The sequence below is a fragment of the Streptomyces sp. NPDC026417 genome, from assembly GCF_055567695.1.
This window is the reverse complement of record NZ_JBVHPY010000006.1, coordinates 297,652-317,840: the sequence shown is the minus strand read 5'-3', so window position 1 is coordinate 317,840 and position 20,189 is coordinate 297,652. Positions and strand designations below refer to the sequence as shown.

Genomic DNA, 20,189 nt, shown 5'->3' with positions numbered 1-20,189 from the left:
CTCTTTCGTCGTCGTCATCGGTTCGGTGAGCCCGGCCGGCCGGTCGACCGGCCGGGGTGCCTGATCGGGATGTCCCGGCGCGGGCGCACGGGGCGGCGGTGCCCGGCGCCCGCGGCAGGTGCGGGCGGCCGCGGTGTCACCGCGGCGGGCGCGCGTCACAGGCTGTCCCGTGCGTGCCGGGCGATGTGCCGCAGCGCCTCGGCGAACTCCTCGGCGACGCGCCGCACGGTCTCGGTGTCGTGGAGGCCGGTGCGGTGGTGCCAGGTGAAGGCGAGACGGCCGTGCTGCACCGCGCCCACGACTTCGAGGGGGTGCGATCCGCCGTCCCGCGGGTCGTGATCCTGTCCGAAGGAGCCGTGCTCGGCGCGGACCAGACCGGTTCCCGGGTCGGCCGGGCGGGCGTCCCACTGGCCGAGGTAGTTGAACACGACCTGCCCGTGCGCCGCCGAGCCGAGCCGCTCGCGCACCTCGGCCGAACCGTAGGTGCGCAGCGCGCCGTAGCCGAGTCCGTTCCCGGGGACGGTGCGGAGCTGGCGGCGGACGGACTTGACCAGCCCGCGCCAGTCCCGGGCGGGACCGAGGTCGTCCGGGTCGGGTACCTGGAGGGCGACCGGGTGGACGGTGGTGAACCAGCCCACGGTGCGGGAGAGATCGACGCCGTCGAGCACGTCCTCGCGGCCGTGGCCCTCCAGATCGAGGCGGACGCGGTCGCGCCCGGTCCAGCGGGCCAGCGCCAGGGCCAGCGCGGAGAGCAGGACGTCGTTGACCCGGGTGCGGTAGGCGGTGGGCGCGGCGCGCAGCAACGCCGTGGTGTCCTCCTCGTCGAGCTCCACACCGAGCACGCGTGCCCCGCCCGTGCCGTCCTCCGGTGTTTCCGCGGCCGGGAGCGGCTCGGCGGTCACCGCCTCCTCCCAGTACGGGAGTTCGTGGTCCAGTCCGCCGTCGGCGACGTGCGCGGCGAGGGTGCGGACCCAGTCCCGGAAGGGGGTGCTGCGCTCCCCCAGGGCGACCGGTTCGCCCTGGGCCGCCTGCCGGTAGGCCGCTTCCAGGTCGTCGCGCAGGATCCGCCAGGACACGGCGTCCACGACGAGGTGGTGGGCGACGAGCAGCAGGAACGCGGGCCGGTCCGGACCGCCGGTGAAGAGCGCCGCGCGCAGCAGCGGCCCCTGCGCGAGGTCGAAGCCGGCGTGCAGGTCGTCGGCGGCCTTCGCCATCGCCTCGTCGGCCTGTGCGGAGGACAGTCCCGTCAGGTCGTACCGGGCGAGAGCGGCGGCGCCCGCGACGGGCGGCGGGTTGAACTGGTGCCAGCCGTCGTCGTCGCGGGTGAAGCGCATACGGACGGCGTCGTGGTGTTCCAGCAGCGCGTCCAGGGCGGTGCCGAGGGCCGCCGGGTCGGGTGAACCGTCCAGCTCCAGCAGCACGGATTGGTTGAAGTGGTGGTGGCTGTGGCGTGGAGTGGTGAGGAACCACTCCTGGATCGGGGTGAGCGGCACCTCGCCGGTCACCGGGCCGTCACCGGTCCGCCGGGGCGCGGTGGTGACGACGGTGGCCAGCTCGGCGACGGTCTGGTGGGTGAACAGGTCGCGGGTGGCCAGGTGCAGGCCGTCGCGCCGCAGCCGCGACACGACCTGCATGCTGAGGATCGAGTCGCCGCCGAGGTGGAAGAAGTTGTCGTCCGCGCCGACGCCGTCCACGCCGAGGACGTCCTGCCAGATGCGGGCGATGTGCCGTTCGGTGTCGGTGCGCGGCGCGGTGCGGGGGCCACCGGCCGCCTGCGCGGGGCCGGGTGCGGGCAGGGCGCGCCGGTCGGTCTTGCCGTTCGGGGTGAGCGGCAGCCGCTCCAGCGGGACGAACACCGACGGGATCATGTGCGGCGGCAGCAGCCCGGCGAGGTGCTCGCGCAGCTCGGCCAGAGGCGGTTGGGCCGGTCCGCCGTCGGCGGGCACGACGTACGCGACGAGCCGTGCGTGGCTCTCGGCCGGGTCTCCGCCGGGGCCCTCGCCGCGGACGACGACCACCGCGTCGCGCACCAGGGGACTGCGGCGCAGCGCGCTCTCGATCTCGCCGGGCTCGATCCGGAAGCCGCGCAGCTTGATCTGGTCGTCGGCGCGTCCGGTGAAGCGGAGTTGGCCGTCGGCCGACCAGCGCACCAGGTCGCCGGTGCGGTACATCCGCTCCCCCGGTGCGCCGAACGGGTCGGCGGTGAACCGCTGCGCGGTCAGGCCCGGGCGGTTCAGGTAGCCGCGGGCGAGTCCGGGGCCGGCCACGTACAGTTCGCCGGTCACGCCGGGCGGGACGGGGCGGCGGGCGGCGTCCAGGACGTAGACGCGGGTGGCACCGGCCGGACGACCGATCGGCGGGGCGCCCGCCTCCGGGGTCAGGGGGCCGGTCCAGGTGGCGACGACGGTGGCCTCCGTGGGTCCGTAGGAGTTGATCATCCGCCGGCCGGGGGCCCAGTGCCGGACCAGGTCGGCCGGGCACGCCTCGGCGCCGACGATCAGGGTGCGGAGCCGGGGCAGGGTGGCGGACGCCTCGGGCGGCACCGTGGCCAGGGCCGCCGGGGGGATCAGGGTGTGCGTGACGGCCCGCTCCGCGAGGACGCGCGCCAACCGCTCACCGACCAGTGGGCCTTCCTCGCCGGTCACCAGCGTTGCCCCGGTGAGCAGGGAGACGCACAGCTCCAGCACGGAGGCGTCGAAGCTGGGCGAGGCGAACTGCAGCACCCGGTCCCCGGGGCCGGCCGCGTAGCGCTCCGCTGCGGCGGCCGCGAACCCCGCCAGGCCGCTGTGCGTCACCACCACGCCCTTGGGCGTCCCCGTGGATCCGGAGGTGTAGATGACGTAGGCCGGGTGGTGGGCGGTGAGGGGGGTGGTGCGGTCCGCGTCCGTGGGCGCGGTGTCGGGTCCCGTCCCGGCCCACACGTCGGCGGGGTCGTCCAGGACCAGAGCGGCGCCCGCGTCACGCGTCATGAACTGCCGTCGCTGCTCGGGGTAGGCCGGGTCCACCGGCAGGAAGGCGGCGCCGGTCTTGGCGACGGCGAGCTGGGCCACCACGGTCTCCGCGGCCCGGGGCAGGATCAGGGCGACCACCCGCTCGGGGCCGGCGCCCCGCCGGATGAGCCGGTGGGCCAGGCGGTTGGCGGAGCGTTCCACTTCCGCGTAGGTGAGCTCGCGCGCACCGTCCGCGAGCGCCACCGCGTCGGGGGTGCGTGCGGCCTGGCGCTGGAACAGATCGGGCAGGGTCTCCGCCGGTACCGGCCGGGCCGCTCCCCTCCCCTGGTCCAGGAGGGCCTTCAGCTCCTCCTCGGACGCCAGCGGCAGCGCGCCGAGGGGCCGCCGGGGGTCCTCGGCGACCGCGGTGAGCAGGGTGGCGAGCTGGTCGGCCATCCGCTCGGCCGTGGCCGCGTCGAACAGGTCCGTGTTGTACGTGAGCAGCCCGTGCAGGGCTCCGGTATCGGTCTCCGCGAACTCCAGGGTGAGGTCGAACGGTGCCTGTCGGAGCTCGGGTTCGATGTCGGAGACGTGCAGGCCGGGGAGGTCGAGCTCGGCGGCGGGTGTGTTCTGCAGGACGACCATGACCTGGAAGAGCGGGGTGCGGCTGGTGTCGCGCGCCGGCTGCACCTCGTCCACGACCTGCTCGAACGGCACCTCCTGGTGGGCGAAGGCGTCCAGCACCGTGCGCCGTACGTCGGCGAGGAAGTCCGGGAAGGGGCGTTCGGTGTCCACGCGGGACCGCAGGACCAGGGTGTTGACGAAGAACCCGATCAGGTTCTGGGTCTCGGCCCGGTCGCGGCCCGAGGTGACGGTGCCGACGGCGACGTCCCGCTCTCCGGACAGCCGGGCGAGGAACGTCTGCGTGGCGGCGACGAGCGTGGTGAACAGGGTGGCGCCGCGGTCCCGGCCGACCCGGGTGAGGCGGCGGGCCGTGCGGGGCGGCAGGATCAGTCGGGCACTCGCGCCGTTGCCGGTGCGCACCGGCGGTCGCGGCCGGTCGGTGGGCAGGTCCAGCGGCTCGGTGCCGGTCAGTTGCTCCTTCCAGTAGGCGAGGTGCGCGTCCGCCGCGGAACCGCCGGTGGTGCGCTGCCAGTGCGCGTAGTCGGCGTACTGCACCGGCAGCGGCGGCAGCTGGCCCGCGGTGCTGCCGTCCAGTGCGGCCCGGTAGAAGTGGGCGAGGTCGCCGGCGAGGACGGAGGTGGACCAGCCGTCGGTGACGATGTGGTGCAGGGCCAGGCTCAGGACGTGGTCGTCGTCGGCCAGCCGGACCAGTCCGGCGCGCAGCAGCGGGCCCTGCCGGAGGTCGAACGGTCGGGTGCGCTCGGCCGTCAGCAGTTCCTCCAGGCGCCGGGTCCGGGCGGTGTCGCCGGGCAGTGCGGACAGGTCGTGCAGCGGGAGCGGGACATCCTGTGGCGGGTGGATGATCTGGACGCCGTGCCCGTCCACCGTGTCGAAGGTGGTCCGCAGCGACTCGTGCCGGGCAACGAGGGCGCGCAGGGCGGAGGTGAGGGCGCCGGTGTCGAGCGAGCCGCGCAGGCGCAGGGCGAGCGCGGTGACGTACTCGGTGCCGCCGGGGGCGAACTCCTCCAGGAACCAGAGGCGTTGCTGGGCGTACGACATCGGCGGGGCGGTTTCGCGGGCGACCGGGACGATGGCGGGTGGGCCGTCCGCCCCGGCGGTCCGCCGCTCCGTGAGCAGGGAGGCGAGCGCGGCCGGGGTGGGGTGGGTGAACACCGCGCGGGGAGAGAGGTCCGTCCCGAAGGTCTCGGCGAGCCGGGAGGCGATCCGGATGCTGAGGATGGAGTCGCCGCCCAGCCGGAAGAAGTCGTCCTCCACGCCGGGCCGTTCGACGCCGAGGACCTCGGCGAAGACCTCCGCGGTGCGGCGCTCGGCGTCGGTGCGGGGCTCGACGTGCGTGCCGGAGTCCGCGCCGTGCTCGGGCGCCGGGGCGGGCAGGGCCGTCCGGTCGACCTTGCCGTTGGCGCTGAGCGGGAGGGCCGGCAGCGGGACGAAGGCGGAAGGGACGAGGTAGTCGGGCAGCGTGCGGGCGGCGAAGGCGCGCAGGTCCTCGGTGTCCTGCCCGGCGGGGCCGACGACGTAGGCCACCAGGCGCCTGCTGCCGGGCCGGTCCTCCCGGGCCACGACGGCGACGTCCGCGACGCCGGGGCGGGTGGCGAGGGCCGCCTCCACCTCGCCCGGCTCGACCCGGAAGCCGCGGATCTTGACCTGGTCGTCGGCGCGGCCGAGGAACTCGATCGTGCCGTCGAGGTGCCGTCGGGCCAGGTCTCCGGTGCGGTACATCCGGCCGCCGGGCGGTCCGTAGGGGTCGGCGGGGAAGCGGGCGGCGGTGTCGCCGGGGCGGCCCAGGTAGCCGCGCGCCACGCCCTCGCCGGACACGAACAACTCGCCCGCGCAGCCCGGCGGGACGGCTCGCATGCGGGCGTCGAGGAGATGGACGCGCAGGTCGTCCAGCGGGTGGCCGATGGGCACGGTGCCGGGCACCTCTGCGGCGTCGGTGAGGGCGTAGGACGTCGCGAAGGTCGTGGTCTCGGTCGGTCCGTACCCGTCGACCACGGTCAGGCCGGGGCAGGCGGTGAGGACCCGGCGTACGGCCGTCGCGGGGACGACGTCGCCGCCGGTCCACACCTGGCGCAGTCCGGTGAAGCAGTCCGGCGCGTCCTGTGCCAGCAGCCGGAACAGGCCCGCCGTCAGCCACAGCGCGGTCAGCCCGCCGTCCGCGGCCCGGCGGCGCAGCAGGTCGGCGTCCACCGTCCCCGGGGGCGCGACCACCACGCAGCCGCCGTTGAGCAGGGGTGCCCACACCTCGAAGGTGGCGGCGTCGAAGGCGACCGGGGAGTGCAGCAGCACGCGCTCGCACACGCCGTCCGTGAACCGGCTGTCGGTGGCCAGGGACGCCACGTCGCGGTGGCGGACCGCCACCGCCTTCGGCAGGCCGGTGGATCCGGAGGTGAACATGACGTAGGCCAGCCGGTCGGGGTCGGCGGGCGGCAGGGCCCGTGGGGCCGGGGCGTCGGTGCGTGCCGCGGCGACGTCGTCGGCGGTCAGCCGGGTCGTGGCGCCCGCCTGCGCGAGGAGTGCGTGCCTGCGCTCCTCGGGGGCGCGGGTGTCCACCGGCAGGTAGGCGCAGCCCGCCTTGAGGACCGCGAGCTGGGCGACCACGAGTTCGGCCGACCGGTCCATGAGCAGGGCCACCCGGTCCTCGGGCGCCGGGCCGGCGGCCAGCAGCCGATCGGCCAAGGCGTCCGACCAGCAATTGAGTTGACGGTACGTCAGTCGTCGGTCGCCGTCGTGCAGGGCCGGTGCGTCCGGGCTGCGCCGGACCTGCTCGGCGAAGAGGTCGACCGGGCTCCTCGGGGGCACCTGCCGGGCGGTGGTGTTCCACCGCTCCAGCAGGGCGCGGTCGGCGGCGCTGTGCAGCTCCAGGTCGTCGACGGCGCCGTCGACACCGTCGACGAACCGGGTGAGCAGTTCGGCCAGTCGGGCCGCGGCGCGCTCGACGGTGGCGCGGTCGAAGAGCGCGGCGTCGTAGGCGAGGTCGAAGCCGAGCCGGTCCGTGAGGTGGGCGCGCAGGCAGAGCGGGAAGGTGGTGGCGTCCTCGGCGTGCACCTCTTCGACGTGCACGCCCGTCCTGGCAGTGGCGGACTCGTCCACGGGATAGTTCTCGAAGACGACCATGCTGTCGAACAGGGCCTCGCCGGGCGGGACTTCGCTCAGTGCCTGGATGCGGGGCAGCGCGAGGAAGTCGAAGCGGCGGCTGTCACTCTGCTGCTCCTGCAGGCCGCGCAGCCACGGCAGGACACCTCCGGTGGGCACCCGGACGCGGGTCGGCACGGTGTTGATGAACATGCCGACCATGGAGTCGACGCCCGGCAGTTCGGCCGGACGGCCGGAGACGGTGGTGCCGAACACGACGTCACGGCGGCCGCTGTAGCGGGCCAGCAGCAGGGCCCAGGCGCCCTGCACCACGGTGTTGACGGTCAGTCCGCTGCGGGCCGCCGTCTCCCGCAGGCGCCGGGAGAGCTCCTCGTCCAGTGCGTGGTGCACGGCGTCGGCGGACCTGGCCCGGTGCGCCTCGGCGGGGGTGCGGTCGTACGGCAGCGGGGTGCGCGCCGTGAACCCGGCGAGGGCGTCGGCCCAGTACCGGTCGGCGGCCTCCGCGTCCTGGTCGCGCAGCCAGCCGAGGAAGTCGGCGAACGGCCGCCGTACCGGCGGCGCGGCGTCCGCGCCGCCGGTGAGCGCGGCATAGCGCTCGCACACCTCGGTGAGCAGCTGCCCGCTGCTCCAGCCGTCGAGGATCAGGTGGTGCGAGGACCACAGCAGCAGCACCTCGTCGCCGGGCAGGGCGGCCAGGGTGATGCGGGTGAGCGGCGCGCGCGTGAGGTCCATGGCGGCCGCCCGGTCGTCGGCGAGCAACTGGGCGGTGGCACGCGCACGTTGATGAGACGTCAGCTCCCGCCAGTCGAGGTGGGTGACGGGCAGGTCGGCGTGCCGGCGGACCACCTGAACCGGGTGCGGAAGCCCCTGCCAGTGGACGCTCGTGCGCAGGGCCGGGGTGTGGTCGGCGAGCTGCTGCCAGGCCGTGGCGAAGGCCCGTGGATCGGCCACGCCGGAGAGCCGTACCGCCGTCCGGTCGGCGTAGGCGCCCGCCGTGTCGACCAGCCCGTGGAAGAGCATGCCGGACTGCAGCGGTGTGAGGGGCAGGACGTCCGCCACCTGGCGTCCGTCGCCGACGAGCCCGTCCAGCTGTTCCCGGGTGAGTCCGGCGAGCGGGAAGTCCGACGGGGACCGGCCGCCCGCGTCCGGGCGGGCGCAGTGCGCCACGATGTCGCGCAGGGCGGAGCGCATCTCCTCGGCCAGGGACCGCACGGTGGACTCGTCGTAGACGGCCGTGGGGTAGGTCCAGCCGAGTTCGAGCCGCCCGTCCTGGACGACGCCCGTGACGTCCAGGAGGTACGGACGGGGTTCGTCGGGGTCGGTGTCGCGGCCGGCCGGCGGGAGCGCGGCCCGGTACAGGCCGGTGCCCTCGGGGCCGCCCGCGTCCCACCGTCCGTGGTAGTTGAAGCCGACCCGGGGGGCCGGGGTGCCGGTGAGCGGGCTGTCGGGCAGTAGGTGGCGCAGCGCGCCGTGGCTCAGGCCGTGCAGCGGCACGGCGCGCAGCGTCTCCTTCACGGACCGCAGGACGTCTCCCCAGCCGTCCCCGGCGGGCACGGTCAGTGCGAGGGGGAACTCGGCGGTGAACCAGCCGACGGTCCGCGACAGGTCCACGTCCTCGAAGAGGTCCTCGCGCCCGTGCCCCTCCACGCCGACCAGGACCGTGTCGCGTCCGCACCAGTCGGATAGCGTGCGGCCGAGGGCGCTGAGAAGGACGTCGTTGACCTGGGTGCGGTAGACGTCGGGGACCCGGCGCAGCAGTGCGTCGGTCTCCGCCGCGTCCAGCGTCACGGTGACGGTGGCGGCGGTGCCGTACGTGTTGGGTCCGGTGCGGCCCGCGGGCAGCGCGGCCGGGGCGGCGCAGGTGCGGGTCCAGTGGTCCAGGTCGGCGTCCAGTGCGCCCGAGCGGGTGTGCCGCTCCAGCCGGTGCGCCCACTGGCCGTACGTCGTCCCCTCGGCGGGCAGGTCCACGGGCCGGCCCGCCGCGGCGGCGCGCTGCGCGGTCTCCAGGTCGGCGAGCAGGATGCGCCAGGAGACGCCGTCCACCACCAGGTGATGGGCGGTGATCACCAGTTGGGCGGCCCGGCCGGGGCCGCGGTCGAGCAGCAGGACCCGCACGACCCGGCCCTCGGCGGGGTCCAGGGCCGCCTGGGCGGCGTCCGTGGCGCGCTGCGCCTCCGCCTCCACGGCCGGAGCGTCGAGGTGCGCCACGTCGAGGCGGGTGAGGACGCCGTCGGGTGCCTGTGGCAGCACCTCCTGGCGCAGCCCCCCGCCGGTGCGGCGGAACCGGGTGCGCAGTGCCGGGTGGCGGCGGACGAGGGCGTCCACGGCGTGGTGGATCGTCAGCAGGTCGGTGTCCGGCGTCAGTTCTAGGCGCTGGGTCATGGTGAAGCGCAGCGGGTCGCCGGGCCCGCGGCCGTCGAAGTACCAGCGCTGGATGGGCGTGAGAGGTGCCTCGGCGGTCTCGCCGCCGTCCGTCGCGGCGGGCCGCGGGGCCGTGCCGGTGACGCGCAGCGCGAGTTCGGCGACCGTCTGGTGGCGGAAGACGTCCTTGGTGGTGAGGGCCAGGCCCGCCTGGCGGGCGCGGGAGACGATCTGGATGCTGAGGATCGAGTCGCCGCCGAGCGAGAAGAAGTTGTCCCGCGCGCCGACCCGTTCGACGCCGAGGACCTCGGTCCAGATCGCGGCGAGACGCTCCTCGGTGCCGGGGCGGGGTGCCACGTACGGTGTCGTGCCGTCCGGCTGGACCGGCGGGGCGGGCAGGGCCCGCCGGTCGGTCTTGCCGCTGCTGGTACGCGGCAGGCGGGCCAGCGGGACGAATGCCGCGGGCACCATGTGGTCGGGCAGCGTCCGGCGCAGCCGCACCCGCAGTTCGTCGGCGGGCGGGGTGCGGTCCCCGGCGGGTACCAGGTACGCCACGAGCATGCGGCGCCCGCCGTGTTCGCGGGCGGTCACCACGGCCTCGGCGACGTCGGGGTGGTCGAGGAGCGCGGCCTCCACCTCGCCGGGTTCGATGCGGAATCCCCGGATCTTGACCTGCTCGTCGGTCCGGCCCAGGAATTCCAGCAGCCCGTCCGAGTCCCAGCGGGCCCGGTCGCCGGTGCGGTACATCCGCTCCCCCGGCCCGGCGAAGGGGTCGGCCGGGAAGCGTGCGGCGGTCAGGCCGGGCCGGTTCAGGTAGCCGCGGGCCACCTGGGCCCCGGCGAGGTAGAGCTCGCCGGGGGTGCCCGGCGGTACCGGACGCAGGGCGCGGTCGAGCACGTAGGCGCGCAGGTTGCGGCCCGGGCGGCCGATGACGGGACGTTCGGGCCGCTCGGCGCAGCGGCCGTACACGGCGTCGACGGTGCACTCGGTGGGCCCGTACATGTTGTACACGGTGATGCCGAGGGAGCGGTCCGCCGTGCACAGTTCCTGCCAGGCGGCCGGGCCGATCGCCTCGCCGCCCACGAGCAGCAGGCCCGGGTGGTGGCGGCCGGGGGCGAGCAGCCCGGCCGAGAGCAGTTCGCGCAGGAAGGACGGCGTCACGTTGACCAGGTCGAGGCGTCGTTCGGCGACCAGGGCGCAGAACGCCTCGGGGTCGCGTCGGACGTCCTCGTCGACGAGGTGCACCTCCTGGCCGAGGGCGAGCAGCAGGGGGCCCTCCCAGGAGGTGTCGAAGGAGAACGACGCGCTGAGCGCGGCGCGCAGCCGCCGTCCGTCCGCGGTGTGCGGTGCGAGGAGTCCCTCGCGGTGGTCGTGGCAGAGGTTCACCAATTGCCGGTGTTCCACCGCCACCCCCTTGGGGCGGCCGGTGGAGCCGGAGGTGTAGACGACGTAGGCGGCGTTCTCCGGCCGGAGCGGCAGCAGCCGGTCGGCGTCGGTGGGTGCGTGCGCGGGCAGCCGGTCCCAGGGCACCTCGCTCAGGGTGGCGGCCGTCAGGAGGGTGTGCGGCGCGGCGTCCGCGAGGAGGAACGCCACGCGCTCCTCGGGCAGTTCGGGGTCCAGGCAGAGGACGGTGCCGCCGGCCTTGAGGACGGCGAACAGCGCCACGACCAGGTCGCCGGTGCGCGGCAGGCGCACGCCGACGACGCGTTCCGGGCCGACGCCCCGGGCGATCAGGTGGTGCGCGAGCCGGTTGGCGCGGTCGTCGAGGGCGGCGAAGTCCAGCGTGGTGTCCCCGGCCACCAGGGCGGTGGCGTGCGGGGACCGCGCGGCCTGCTCCTCGAAGAGGGCGGTGAAGGTACCGTCCGCCGTCCGGAGCCTCGGGCCCTGCCACTCCTCGACCACCCGGCGGCGTTCGGCGGCGGTCGTCAGCGGCAGTTCGTCCGTCGGCCGGGCGGGGTTCTCGGCGACGGCCTCCAGCAGCATCCGCAGTCGGCGGGCCAGGGCTTCGGCGGTGTCCGCCTCGAACAGGGCGGTGCTGTACTCCAGATGGCCGGTGAGTCCGCCGTCGTGCTCCACGAAGTCGAAGGCGAGGTCGAAGGTGGCGTGCCGGATCGGCGGGGTGACCGCCTCGACGTCGAGTCCCGGCAGGCCGGGCACCTCGGCGCCCAGGTTGTGCAGCGCGACCATGACCTGGAACAGCGGGGTGCGGCTGGTGTCCCGTTCCGGCTGGAGGGCGTCGACCAGGTGCTCGAAGGGCACCTCCTGGTGGGCGAACGCGTCCAGGACCGTGGTGCGCACCTGCTCCAGCAGCGCCCGGAAGGACAGACCGGGGCGGACCCGGTTGCGCAGGACGAGCGTGTTGACGAACATGCCGACCACGTCGTGGAGTTCGGGGCGGTCGCGGCCCGCGGTGACGGTGCCGACGGCGACGTCCTCCTGGTCCGCCCAGCGGGACAGCAGGACGGTGCAGGCCGCCACCAGGGTCATGTAGAGGGTGGCGTCGGCCTCGTGACCCGCCTCGCGGAGCCGGTCCGTCAGGTCCGCCGGGAGGGTGAAGGTCACCAGGGCCCCGTCGCGGCTGCGTACGGCGGGGCGGGGCCGGTCGGTCGGCAGCTCCAGCGGGGTCAGGCCGTCCAACGTCTCCCGCCAGTAACCGAGTTGGCGCTCGGCCTGTTCGGTACGGGAGCGCTGCCAGGCGGCGTAGTCGGTATAGCGCACGGGCAGGACGGGCAGTTCGGGGTGGCGGCCGTCCCGCGCCGCGGCGTACAGCTCGCTCAGGTCCCGGCCGAGGACGCCGACCGACCAGCCGTCGGTGGCGATGTGGTGGACGGCGAGGACGAGGACGTGCTCGTCGTCGGCCGGCCGTGCCAGCCGGGCCCGCAGGAGGGGGCCGGCGGCCAGATCGAAGGGGGTGGCGGCCTCGCGTTCCACGAGGGCGTCCAGGGCCGCCTGCGTCCGGTCGCCCGGGACGCCGGTCAGGTCGTCCACGGACAACTCCACCGGATACGGGGGATGCACGATCTGACGGGGGCGGCCGTCCTGCTCCGCGAACGTGGTGCGCAGCGCTTCGTGCCGGGCGACCAGCCCGTCCAGTGCGGTGCGCAGGGCCGCGGCGTCGAGCCGGCCGCGCAGGCGCAGCACGGACAGCGTCGTGTACTCGGTGCTGCCCGGCTCGAAGCGGTCGAGGAACCACAGGCGCTGCTGCGCGTACGAGAGCGGGGCCGGGGCGTCCGGGTCCTTGACCGGTACGGCGTCGGCGGAGGCCGGGGCGTCCGGGTCCGGGTCGCCCAGGGCGGCGGCCAGCGCCGACAGTCTCGGGTGGGTGAAGAGCAGGCGCGGTGAGACGTCCGCGCTGAACGCGGTGCGCAGCCGGGAGGTCACGCGGACGGCCAGGATCGAGTCGCCGCCGAGGGCGAAGAAGTCGTCCTCGGTGCCCACGTCGTCCGCGTCCAGCACGTCCGTCCAGGCGGCGGCGACCAGGCGTTCGGCGGGCGTGCGGGGCGGGGTGCGGTCGGTGCCGGTGGCGAAGCCGTCGGGGCCGGGGGCGGGCAGGGCGCGCCGGTCGAGCTTGCCGTTCGCGGTCAGCGGCAGTGCCGTCATCGGGACGTAGGCGGCGGGCACCATGTGGGCGGGGAGCAGGCGCTCCAGGTGGGCGCGGAGGTCGGCCGCGGCGGGCGCGGTGGGCTCAGTGCCGCCGCTGCCGACGACATGCGCGACGAGCCGGCGCGTCCCGGAGGTGTCCTCGTGGACGCCCACGGCGGCGGCGCCCACGCCCGGGTGGGTGTGCAGCGCGGCCTCGATCTCGCCGGGCTCGATGCGGTATCCCCGGATCTTCACCTGCTGGTCGGCACGGCCCAGGTATTCCAGGGTCCCGTCGGCCCGGCGGCGGGCGCGGTCGCCGGTGCGGTACATGCGGCTGCCCGGCTCGCCGAACGGGTCGGCGAGGAAGCGGCCGGCGGTCAGACCGGGCCGCCCCAGGTAGCCGCGGGCCAGGCCCTCCCCCGCCACGTACATCTCGCCGACGGCCGCGGGCGCCACGGGGGCCAGGGCGTCGTCGAGCACATGGACGCGCAGATCCGGTATGCCCGTGCCGATGGGGCCCGCCGCGCCGGTGCCGGCGGTCGTGCGGTCCAGCGGGGCGTACGTGACGTGCACGGTGGTCTCGGTGATGCCGTACATGTTGACCAGCCGCGGGGCGGTGTCCGGGTGGCGTTCGTACCAGCCGGCGAGGCGCTCGACGTCCAGCGCCTCGCCGCCGAAGACGACCGTGCGCAGGGCCAGCCGCGCACTGATGTCGGGATGTTCGGCGTCCGCCCGGGCCAGCGGATAGAACGCGGACGGGGTCTGGTTGAGGACGGTGACCCCCTCGTCCGCCAGCAGCCGCAGGAAGTCCTCCGGCGACCTGGCAGTGTCCTCGGGGACGACGACGAGCCGGCCGCCGTGCAGCAGGGCGCCCCACAGCTCCCAGACGGAGAAGTCGAAGGCGTAGGAGTGGAAGAGGGTCCAGACGTCGTGCTCGTCGAAGCCGAACCAGGGGCGGGTGCGGGTGAACAGCCGCACCACGTTGGCGTGCGGGATCACGACCCCCTTGGGGAGGCCGGTGGAACCGGAGGTGTGGATGGCGTAGGCGGGGCTCTCCGGCAGCGGGCGGCGTACCGGGTCGGGACCGGTGTCCGGCCGTCCGCGCAGGTCCGCCAGGACCGCGTCGTCGTCCAGCGACAGCACGGGGACGCCGGTGCCCTCCGCCCGAGCGGCCGTCTCCGTGGTGGTCACCAGGGTCACCGGGGCGGCGTCGCGGAGCAGGTGGGCGACCCGCTCGGCGGGCAGCCGGGGGTCGATCGGCTGATAGGCCGCGCCCGTCTTCAGCACCGCCAGGACCGCGACGACCAGGTCGGTGGAGCGGGGCAGGGCGAGTGCGACGAAACGCTCGGGACCGGCGCCCGCCTCGGCGAGCCGGTGGGCGAGGCGGCCGGCCGCGGCGTCGAGCGCGCGGTAGTCGAGGCTGTCGTCGCCGCAGGTGACGGCCACGGCGTCCGGAGTGCGGGCGGCCTGGGCCTCGAACAGGTCCACCAGGGTCTCGTCCGGGCGGCCGTGCTCGGTGCCGTTGAAGTCGGTGAGCATCCGCCGCCGCTCCTCGGCGGTGGTCCAGGCGAGGTCGCGCAGCGGCCGGTCGGGGTCGTCGGCGACCTCGGACAGCAGCAGGCACAGCCGGCCGCCGAGGGCGCGGACGGTGTCGGCGTCGAACAGGTCCGGGTCGTAGGCCAGGTCGAAGCCGAGCCGTTCGCCCTGGTAGGCGCGGAGCACGAGCGGGTAGTTGGTGGCGTCCTGGGAGGACACGTCCACCAGGCGTACGCCCGAGGTGGCCGAACGCGCCTCGTCGAACGGGTAGTTCTCGAAGGCGACCATGCTGTGGAAGAGGGGCGCTCCGGACGGCACGTCGCTCAGCGCGGTCAGCTCGGCCAGGGACACCGCCGCGAAGCGCCGTGACTCGGCCTGGGCCTCCTGCAGTTCGCGCAGCCACGCGGTCGCCGTGCGGTGGCCGTCGACACGGACCCGGGTGGGCAGCGTGTTGATGAACATGCCGACCATCGACTCCACGCCGGGCAGGTCGTCCGGGCGCCCGGACACCGTGGTGCCGAACACCACGTCCGGTTCCGCGCCGTAGCGGGAGAGCAGCAGGCCCCATGCGCCCTGCACGACCGTGTTGACGGTGAGGCCGGCGTCCCGGGCGGTCCGCGCGAGGCGGGCGGAGTCCCCGTCGGTGAGCCCGGTCGTGTGGACGCCCGCCGACCGGGTCCGGTGCGCGTCGCGCAGCGGGCGGTCGGCCGGCAGCGGCGTCGGGGTGGCGAAGCCGCTCAGGATGTCGCGCCAGTGCGCCTTTGCCGCGTCGGCGTCCTGGTCGGCCAGCCAGCGCACGTAGTCGCCGAAGGGCCTGCGCACGGGCGGGCTCGGCTCGCTTCCGGCGGTGAGCGCCGCGTACTCCTCGAACACCTCGGTGAGCACCTGGGCGAGGCTCCAGCCGTCCAGGACCAGGTGGTGCGAGGTCCACAGCAGCTGCAGCCGCGCGTCGGGCAGCCGGATCAGGGTCAGGCGCATCAGCGGTGCCGTGCCCAGGTCGATGCCGCGTGCCAGGTCCTCGGAGCGGAGCCGGGCGAAGCGTTCGTCGCGCTCCCGCGGGTCCACGTCCCGCCAGTCGTGGTGGGTGACCGGCACGCGGACGTCCCGGTGCACGACCTGGAGCGGCCGCGGCACGTTCTCCCACACCACCGAGGTCCGCAGCGCGGGTGTGCGGTCGGTCACGCGCTGCCAGGCCAGGGCGAGGGCGTGCGGGTCGGCGACTCCCTCCAGCAGGAGGGCGGCCTGGTCCACGTACACGTCGTCGGCGCCGCCGACCAGGCGGTGGAAGAGCATGCCCTCCTGCAGCGGGGTGAGCGGCAGGAGGTCCTCCACGCCCCGGCCGTTGCCGGCCAGCCGGTCGACGGCGGCCTGGTCCAGGCCCGCCAGGGGGTAGTCGGACGGGGTGCGGCCGCCCGCGTCCGGACGGGCGCAGTGCTCGGTGATCGCGGTCAGCGCGCCGACCAGCTGGTCCGCCAGGCTCCGGACGGTGTCCTCGTCGTGCACCTGGTCGCTGTAGTGCCAGGTGATCTCCAGTTCTCCGTCGGCGACGACGGCGGAGACGTCCAGGAGGTGGTCCAGGGGCTGGTCGGGTGCCATGTCCCGACCGGGCACCTCGCCGGCGGCAGGGACGAAGTCCCGCCCGTCGGAGGCCTCCCACTGCCCGTGGTAGTTGAAGCACACCTGCGGAAGCGGCAGTTCGCGCAGTGCGGCGGCCGCGGGGTCGGGGGAACCGAGGCGGGCCAGCGCCTCGTGGCTCAGGCCGCGCCGGGGCACCGCGCGCAGCCGCTCCTTCACCGCCTTCAGCGTGGCGGCCCAGTCCGGTGCGGCGGGCGGTCCGGCCGGGGTGAGGGTGACGGGGTACTGGGAGGTGAACCAGCCGACCGTCCGCGACACGTCCAGCGCGTCACCGAGGTCCTCGCGGCCGTGGCCCTCCAGGGCCACGGTGACCCGCTCGGTGCCCGCCCAGTCGGCGAGGACCCGGCCGAGGGCGCTGAGCAGTACGTCGTTGACCTGGGTGCGGTAGACACCGGGCACCCGGCGCAGCAGCGCCCCGGTGGTGCCGGCGTCCACCCGCGTGCGGACGGTGCGCACCGAGCCGGCGAGGGGGACGGCGGGGTGGTCGACCGGCAGCGGGGTGCGCGGCTCGCGTGCCTCGGCCGTCCAGTACGCGAGGTCGTCGTCGAGGTCACCGGCCCGCACACGTCGGGACAGTTGGGTGGCCCATGCGGTGAACGGCGTCGTGGGGGTGGGCAGTTGTATCGGCTCACCCGCGCGGGCCTGCCGGTAGGCCTGCGTCAGGTCGGCGAGCAGGATGCGCCAGGAGACGCTGTCCACCGCGAGGTGATGTGCCGTCAGGAACAGCTGGGGGCGCACGCCGGACGGGTGCTCCAGCAGGGCCGCGCGCAGCAGGGCTCCGGTGGCCGGGTCCAGGGCGTCGCGCGCGGCGTCGGCCGCCTCGGCCACCGCCGCCGAGAGGGCCGCGCCGTCGAGCGCGGTGAGGTCGTGGCGGGTGAGCAGCCCGGCCGCCGGTCCCGCGCCGGGGTGCTGCCGCCAGGTGTCGCCGCTGCGGGCGAACCGGGTCCGCAGCGCCGGGTGGTGGGCGGCCACCGCCTCGACGGCCCGGGACAGTGCCGGGACGTCCAGGTCCTGCGGCAGGTCGAGCAGCATCGACATGCCGAACCGTCGCAGCGGACCGTGCGTGGCGAAGAACCACTCCTGTACGGGGGTCAGCGGCGCGGGCCCGTCGTCGTGCGGCGAGCGGGGTGCGGGCACCGCGGGGGCACGCCCGGAGGCGGCGGCGGCCAGGTCGGCGACAGTCTGGTGGCGGAAGACGTCGCGGGACGTGAGGTGCACGCCGGCCGCGCGGGCGCGGGAGACGACCTGGATGCTGAGGATGGAGTCGCCGCCGAGTTCGAAGAAGTTGTCGTCGGCGCCTACGGCGGCCACGCCCAGGACGTCCGACCAGATGCCGGCCAGCGTCTCCTCGGCGGGGGTGCGCGGGGCGGTGAACTCCCGTTCGCGCGGGGCGGTGTCGAGGTCGGGGGCGGGCAGTGCGCGCCGGTCCAGTTTGCCGCTGGTGGTCAGCGGCAGCGTGTCGAGGAGGGTGAAGGAGGACGGGACCATGTGGTCGGGCAGGACCCGTCGGCAGGCCGCGCGCAGCTCGGAGGCGGTGGGCCGCGCGGCGCCGGGGGCCGGCACGACGTAGGCGGCCAGTCGGGTGTGGCCGTGCGTGTCGGCCACCGCGACGACCGCGGCGGCGGTGACCTCGGGCAGGTCGAGCAGTGCCGCCTCGATCTCACCGGGCTCGATGCGGTGGCCGCGCACCTTGACCTGGTCGTCGGCGCGCCCGAGGTAGTCCAGGCGTCCGTCGGCGGTCCAGCGGGCCAGGTCGCCGGTGCGGTACATCCGGCCGCCGGGCGCCCCGAAGGGGTCGGCGAGGAAGCGTGCGGCGGTCAGGCCGGGGCGGTACGCGTAGCCGCGGGCCACCTGCTCCCCCGCCAGGTACAGCTCGCCGCCGACTCCGGGCGGTACGGGCCTCAGCCGGTCGTCGAGGACGTAGGCCCGTACGTTGGGCAGCGGCCGGCCGACCAGGGGCCGGTCGTCGCCGTCGATGCGGCAGGCCAGGGCGTCGACCGTGCATTCGGTGGGGCCGTAGAAGTTGTACGCGGCGATGTCGTGGTGGGCGGCTAGCTCGCGCCAGAGCCCGGGGCCGACGGCCTCGCCGCCCAGCATCAGCACCCGGGGACGGTGCCGCGGGTCGGTGAGCAGCCCCGCGGGCAGCAATTGCCGCAGATACGACGGGGTGAGGTCGAGGAAGTCCACGCGGTGCTCGACGACGTACTCGACGAGGGCGGCGGGATCGAGCCGGGTGGCTTCGTCGACCAGGTGCAGCGGGTGGCCGTCGGCCATCAGCAGCACGCCCTCCAGCGAGGTGTCGAAGGAGAACGACGCGGTCAGTGCCACCCGCAGCGGACCGCCGCCGGCCTCGGCGACGAAGCCTTCCCGGTGGCCGGCCAGCAGGTTCGCCAGCGAGCGGTGCGAGACGGCGACGCCCTTGGGGCGGCCGGTGGAACCGGACGTGTGGATGACGTACGCGGTGTGGTCCGGGTCGAGCGGAGCGCGCCGGTCGGTGTCGGTGGGGTCCGTGTCGGGGGCGGTGCGGGGCACCTCCCGGAGTGCGTCCTCGTCCAGCACCAGGGCCGGCCGCGCGTCCTGCAACAGGAACCGGACGCGTTCGTCGGGCAGGTCGAGGCCGACGGGCAGGTAGCCGGCGCCGGACTTCCACACGGCGAGGATCGCGACGATCATGTCGGCGGTGCGCGGCAGGCGCAGCGCGACCAGTCGTTCGGGTCCGGCGCCCCGGGCGATGAGGTGGTGGGCGAGGCGGTTGGCGCGGGCGTTGAGTGCCGCGTAGTCCAGCCGGGTGTCCCCGGCGACCAGCGCGGTGGCGTGCGGGGTGCGGGCCGCCTGCCGCTGGAAGAGCTCCGGGTGGGTGGCGGCCGGGACCGGCAGGGCGGTGGCGTTCCAGTCGCCGGTCACCCTCCGCGTCTCGCGCGGCGAGAGCAGCGGCACCGTGCCCAGCGGCCGGTCGGGCTCGGTGGCGGCGCCGGTCAGTGTCCGCAGCAGCTGGTCCCCCATCCGCTCGGCCGTGACCGCGTCGAAGAGGTCGGTGCGGTACTCCAGCAGGCAGCGCAGGCCGTCCCCGTCGGGCACGAACTCCACGCTGAGGTCGAAGGTGGCCGACTGCCGCTCCACACCGACCGGCGAGGTCGTGAGGCCGTGCGGGGCGGGTGCCTCGGGCGGGGACGGGTGCAGCAGGACCATGACGTCGAACAGCGGGTTGCGGCCCGCCTCCCGGACCGCTCCCACCGCCTCCACCAGCCGCTCGAAGGGCGTGTCGCCGTGCGCGAAGGCGTCGTTGACGGTCCGCGCGGCGGCCGCCAGCAGCGAGCGGAAGGATCCGCCGGTGTCCACGGGGGTGCGCAGGACGACGGTGTTGGCGAAGAAGCCGACGGCCCGTTCCAGTTCGGTGCGGGAGCGCCCGGGGGTCAGGGAGCCGACCGTGATGTCGTCCTGGCCGGACCAGCGCGCCAGCAGTGCCTGGCAGGCGGCGGTCAGCGCGGTGAACAGGGTGGTGTGCTGCTCGGCCGCGAGGCCCCGCAGCCCCGCGGTGACGTCGGCCGGTACGGAGAAGGAGTGGACCGCGCCGGCGCCGGACTCCGCCCCGCGACGCGGCCGGTCCAGCGGCAGCCCGGGGGGCAGCGCCCCGGACAGCGCGTCTTTCCAGTAGGCGAGTTGCCGTTCCATCGGCGGCCCGGACAGCTGCTCGCGCTGCCACACGGCGAAGTCCGGGTACTGCGTCGCGACCGGAGGCAGATCCACCGCGGCGCCCCGGGCCAGCGCGTCGTAGGCGGTGCACAGTTCCTCCAGCAGGACGCCCATCGACCAGCCGTCGGTCACGATGTGATGGGCCGTCAGCAGCAGCACGTGCGAGCCGGACGGCTCGCTGAGCAGCAGGGCGCGCAGCAGCGGTCCGGTGTTCAGGTCGAAGGGGCGCGCGTACTCGGCCCGCAGCGCCGCCTCCAGGTCGTCGGCCCGGTCCGCCGCCTCTCCCGCGCCGTCGGCGTGCCCGCCGTCCGCCGCCAGGTCCCGGACCGGCAGGGGTACGGGGGAGGGCGGGCGGACGGACTGCGCCGGGCGTCCGTCGATCTCCTGGAACGTGGTGCGCAGCGCCTCGTGACGGGCGACGACGGTGTCCAGGGCGCGGGAGAGCGCGGCCCGGTCCAGCGGGCCGGTGAGCCGCAGCGCGACGGCGCTGTTGTAGCGGGCGTCGCCCGGTTGCAGCCGGTCCAGGAACCACAGCCGCTGCTGGGCGAAGGACAGGGGCAGCGGCCTGGTGCGGTCCGCGTGGGGGATGGACTGCCGGACGGGCGTGCCCGGAGCGCCGGCGGCCCGTCCGGCCAGCCTGCGGCGGAGCGCCTCCTGGAGGTCCTGGGGCAGTGCCTCGGCGCGGTTTCGCTTCGAAGACGTCATGGTCGTCCG

1 protein-coding gene is annotated in these 20,189 nt (G+C 75.3%); it reads right to left on the bottom strand.

Features of this window, described 5'->3' with window-relative positions:
* Nucleotides 1-155: 155 nt before the first annotated feature.
* Entirely contained in the window at nt 156-20,180 is a 20,025-nt protein-coding gene (locus tag ACZ4NT_RS12635) for a non-ribosomal peptide synthase/polyketide synthase (RefSeq protein WP_467725123.1), read from the bottom strand.
* Nucleotides 20,181-20,189 lie beyond the last annotated feature (9 nt).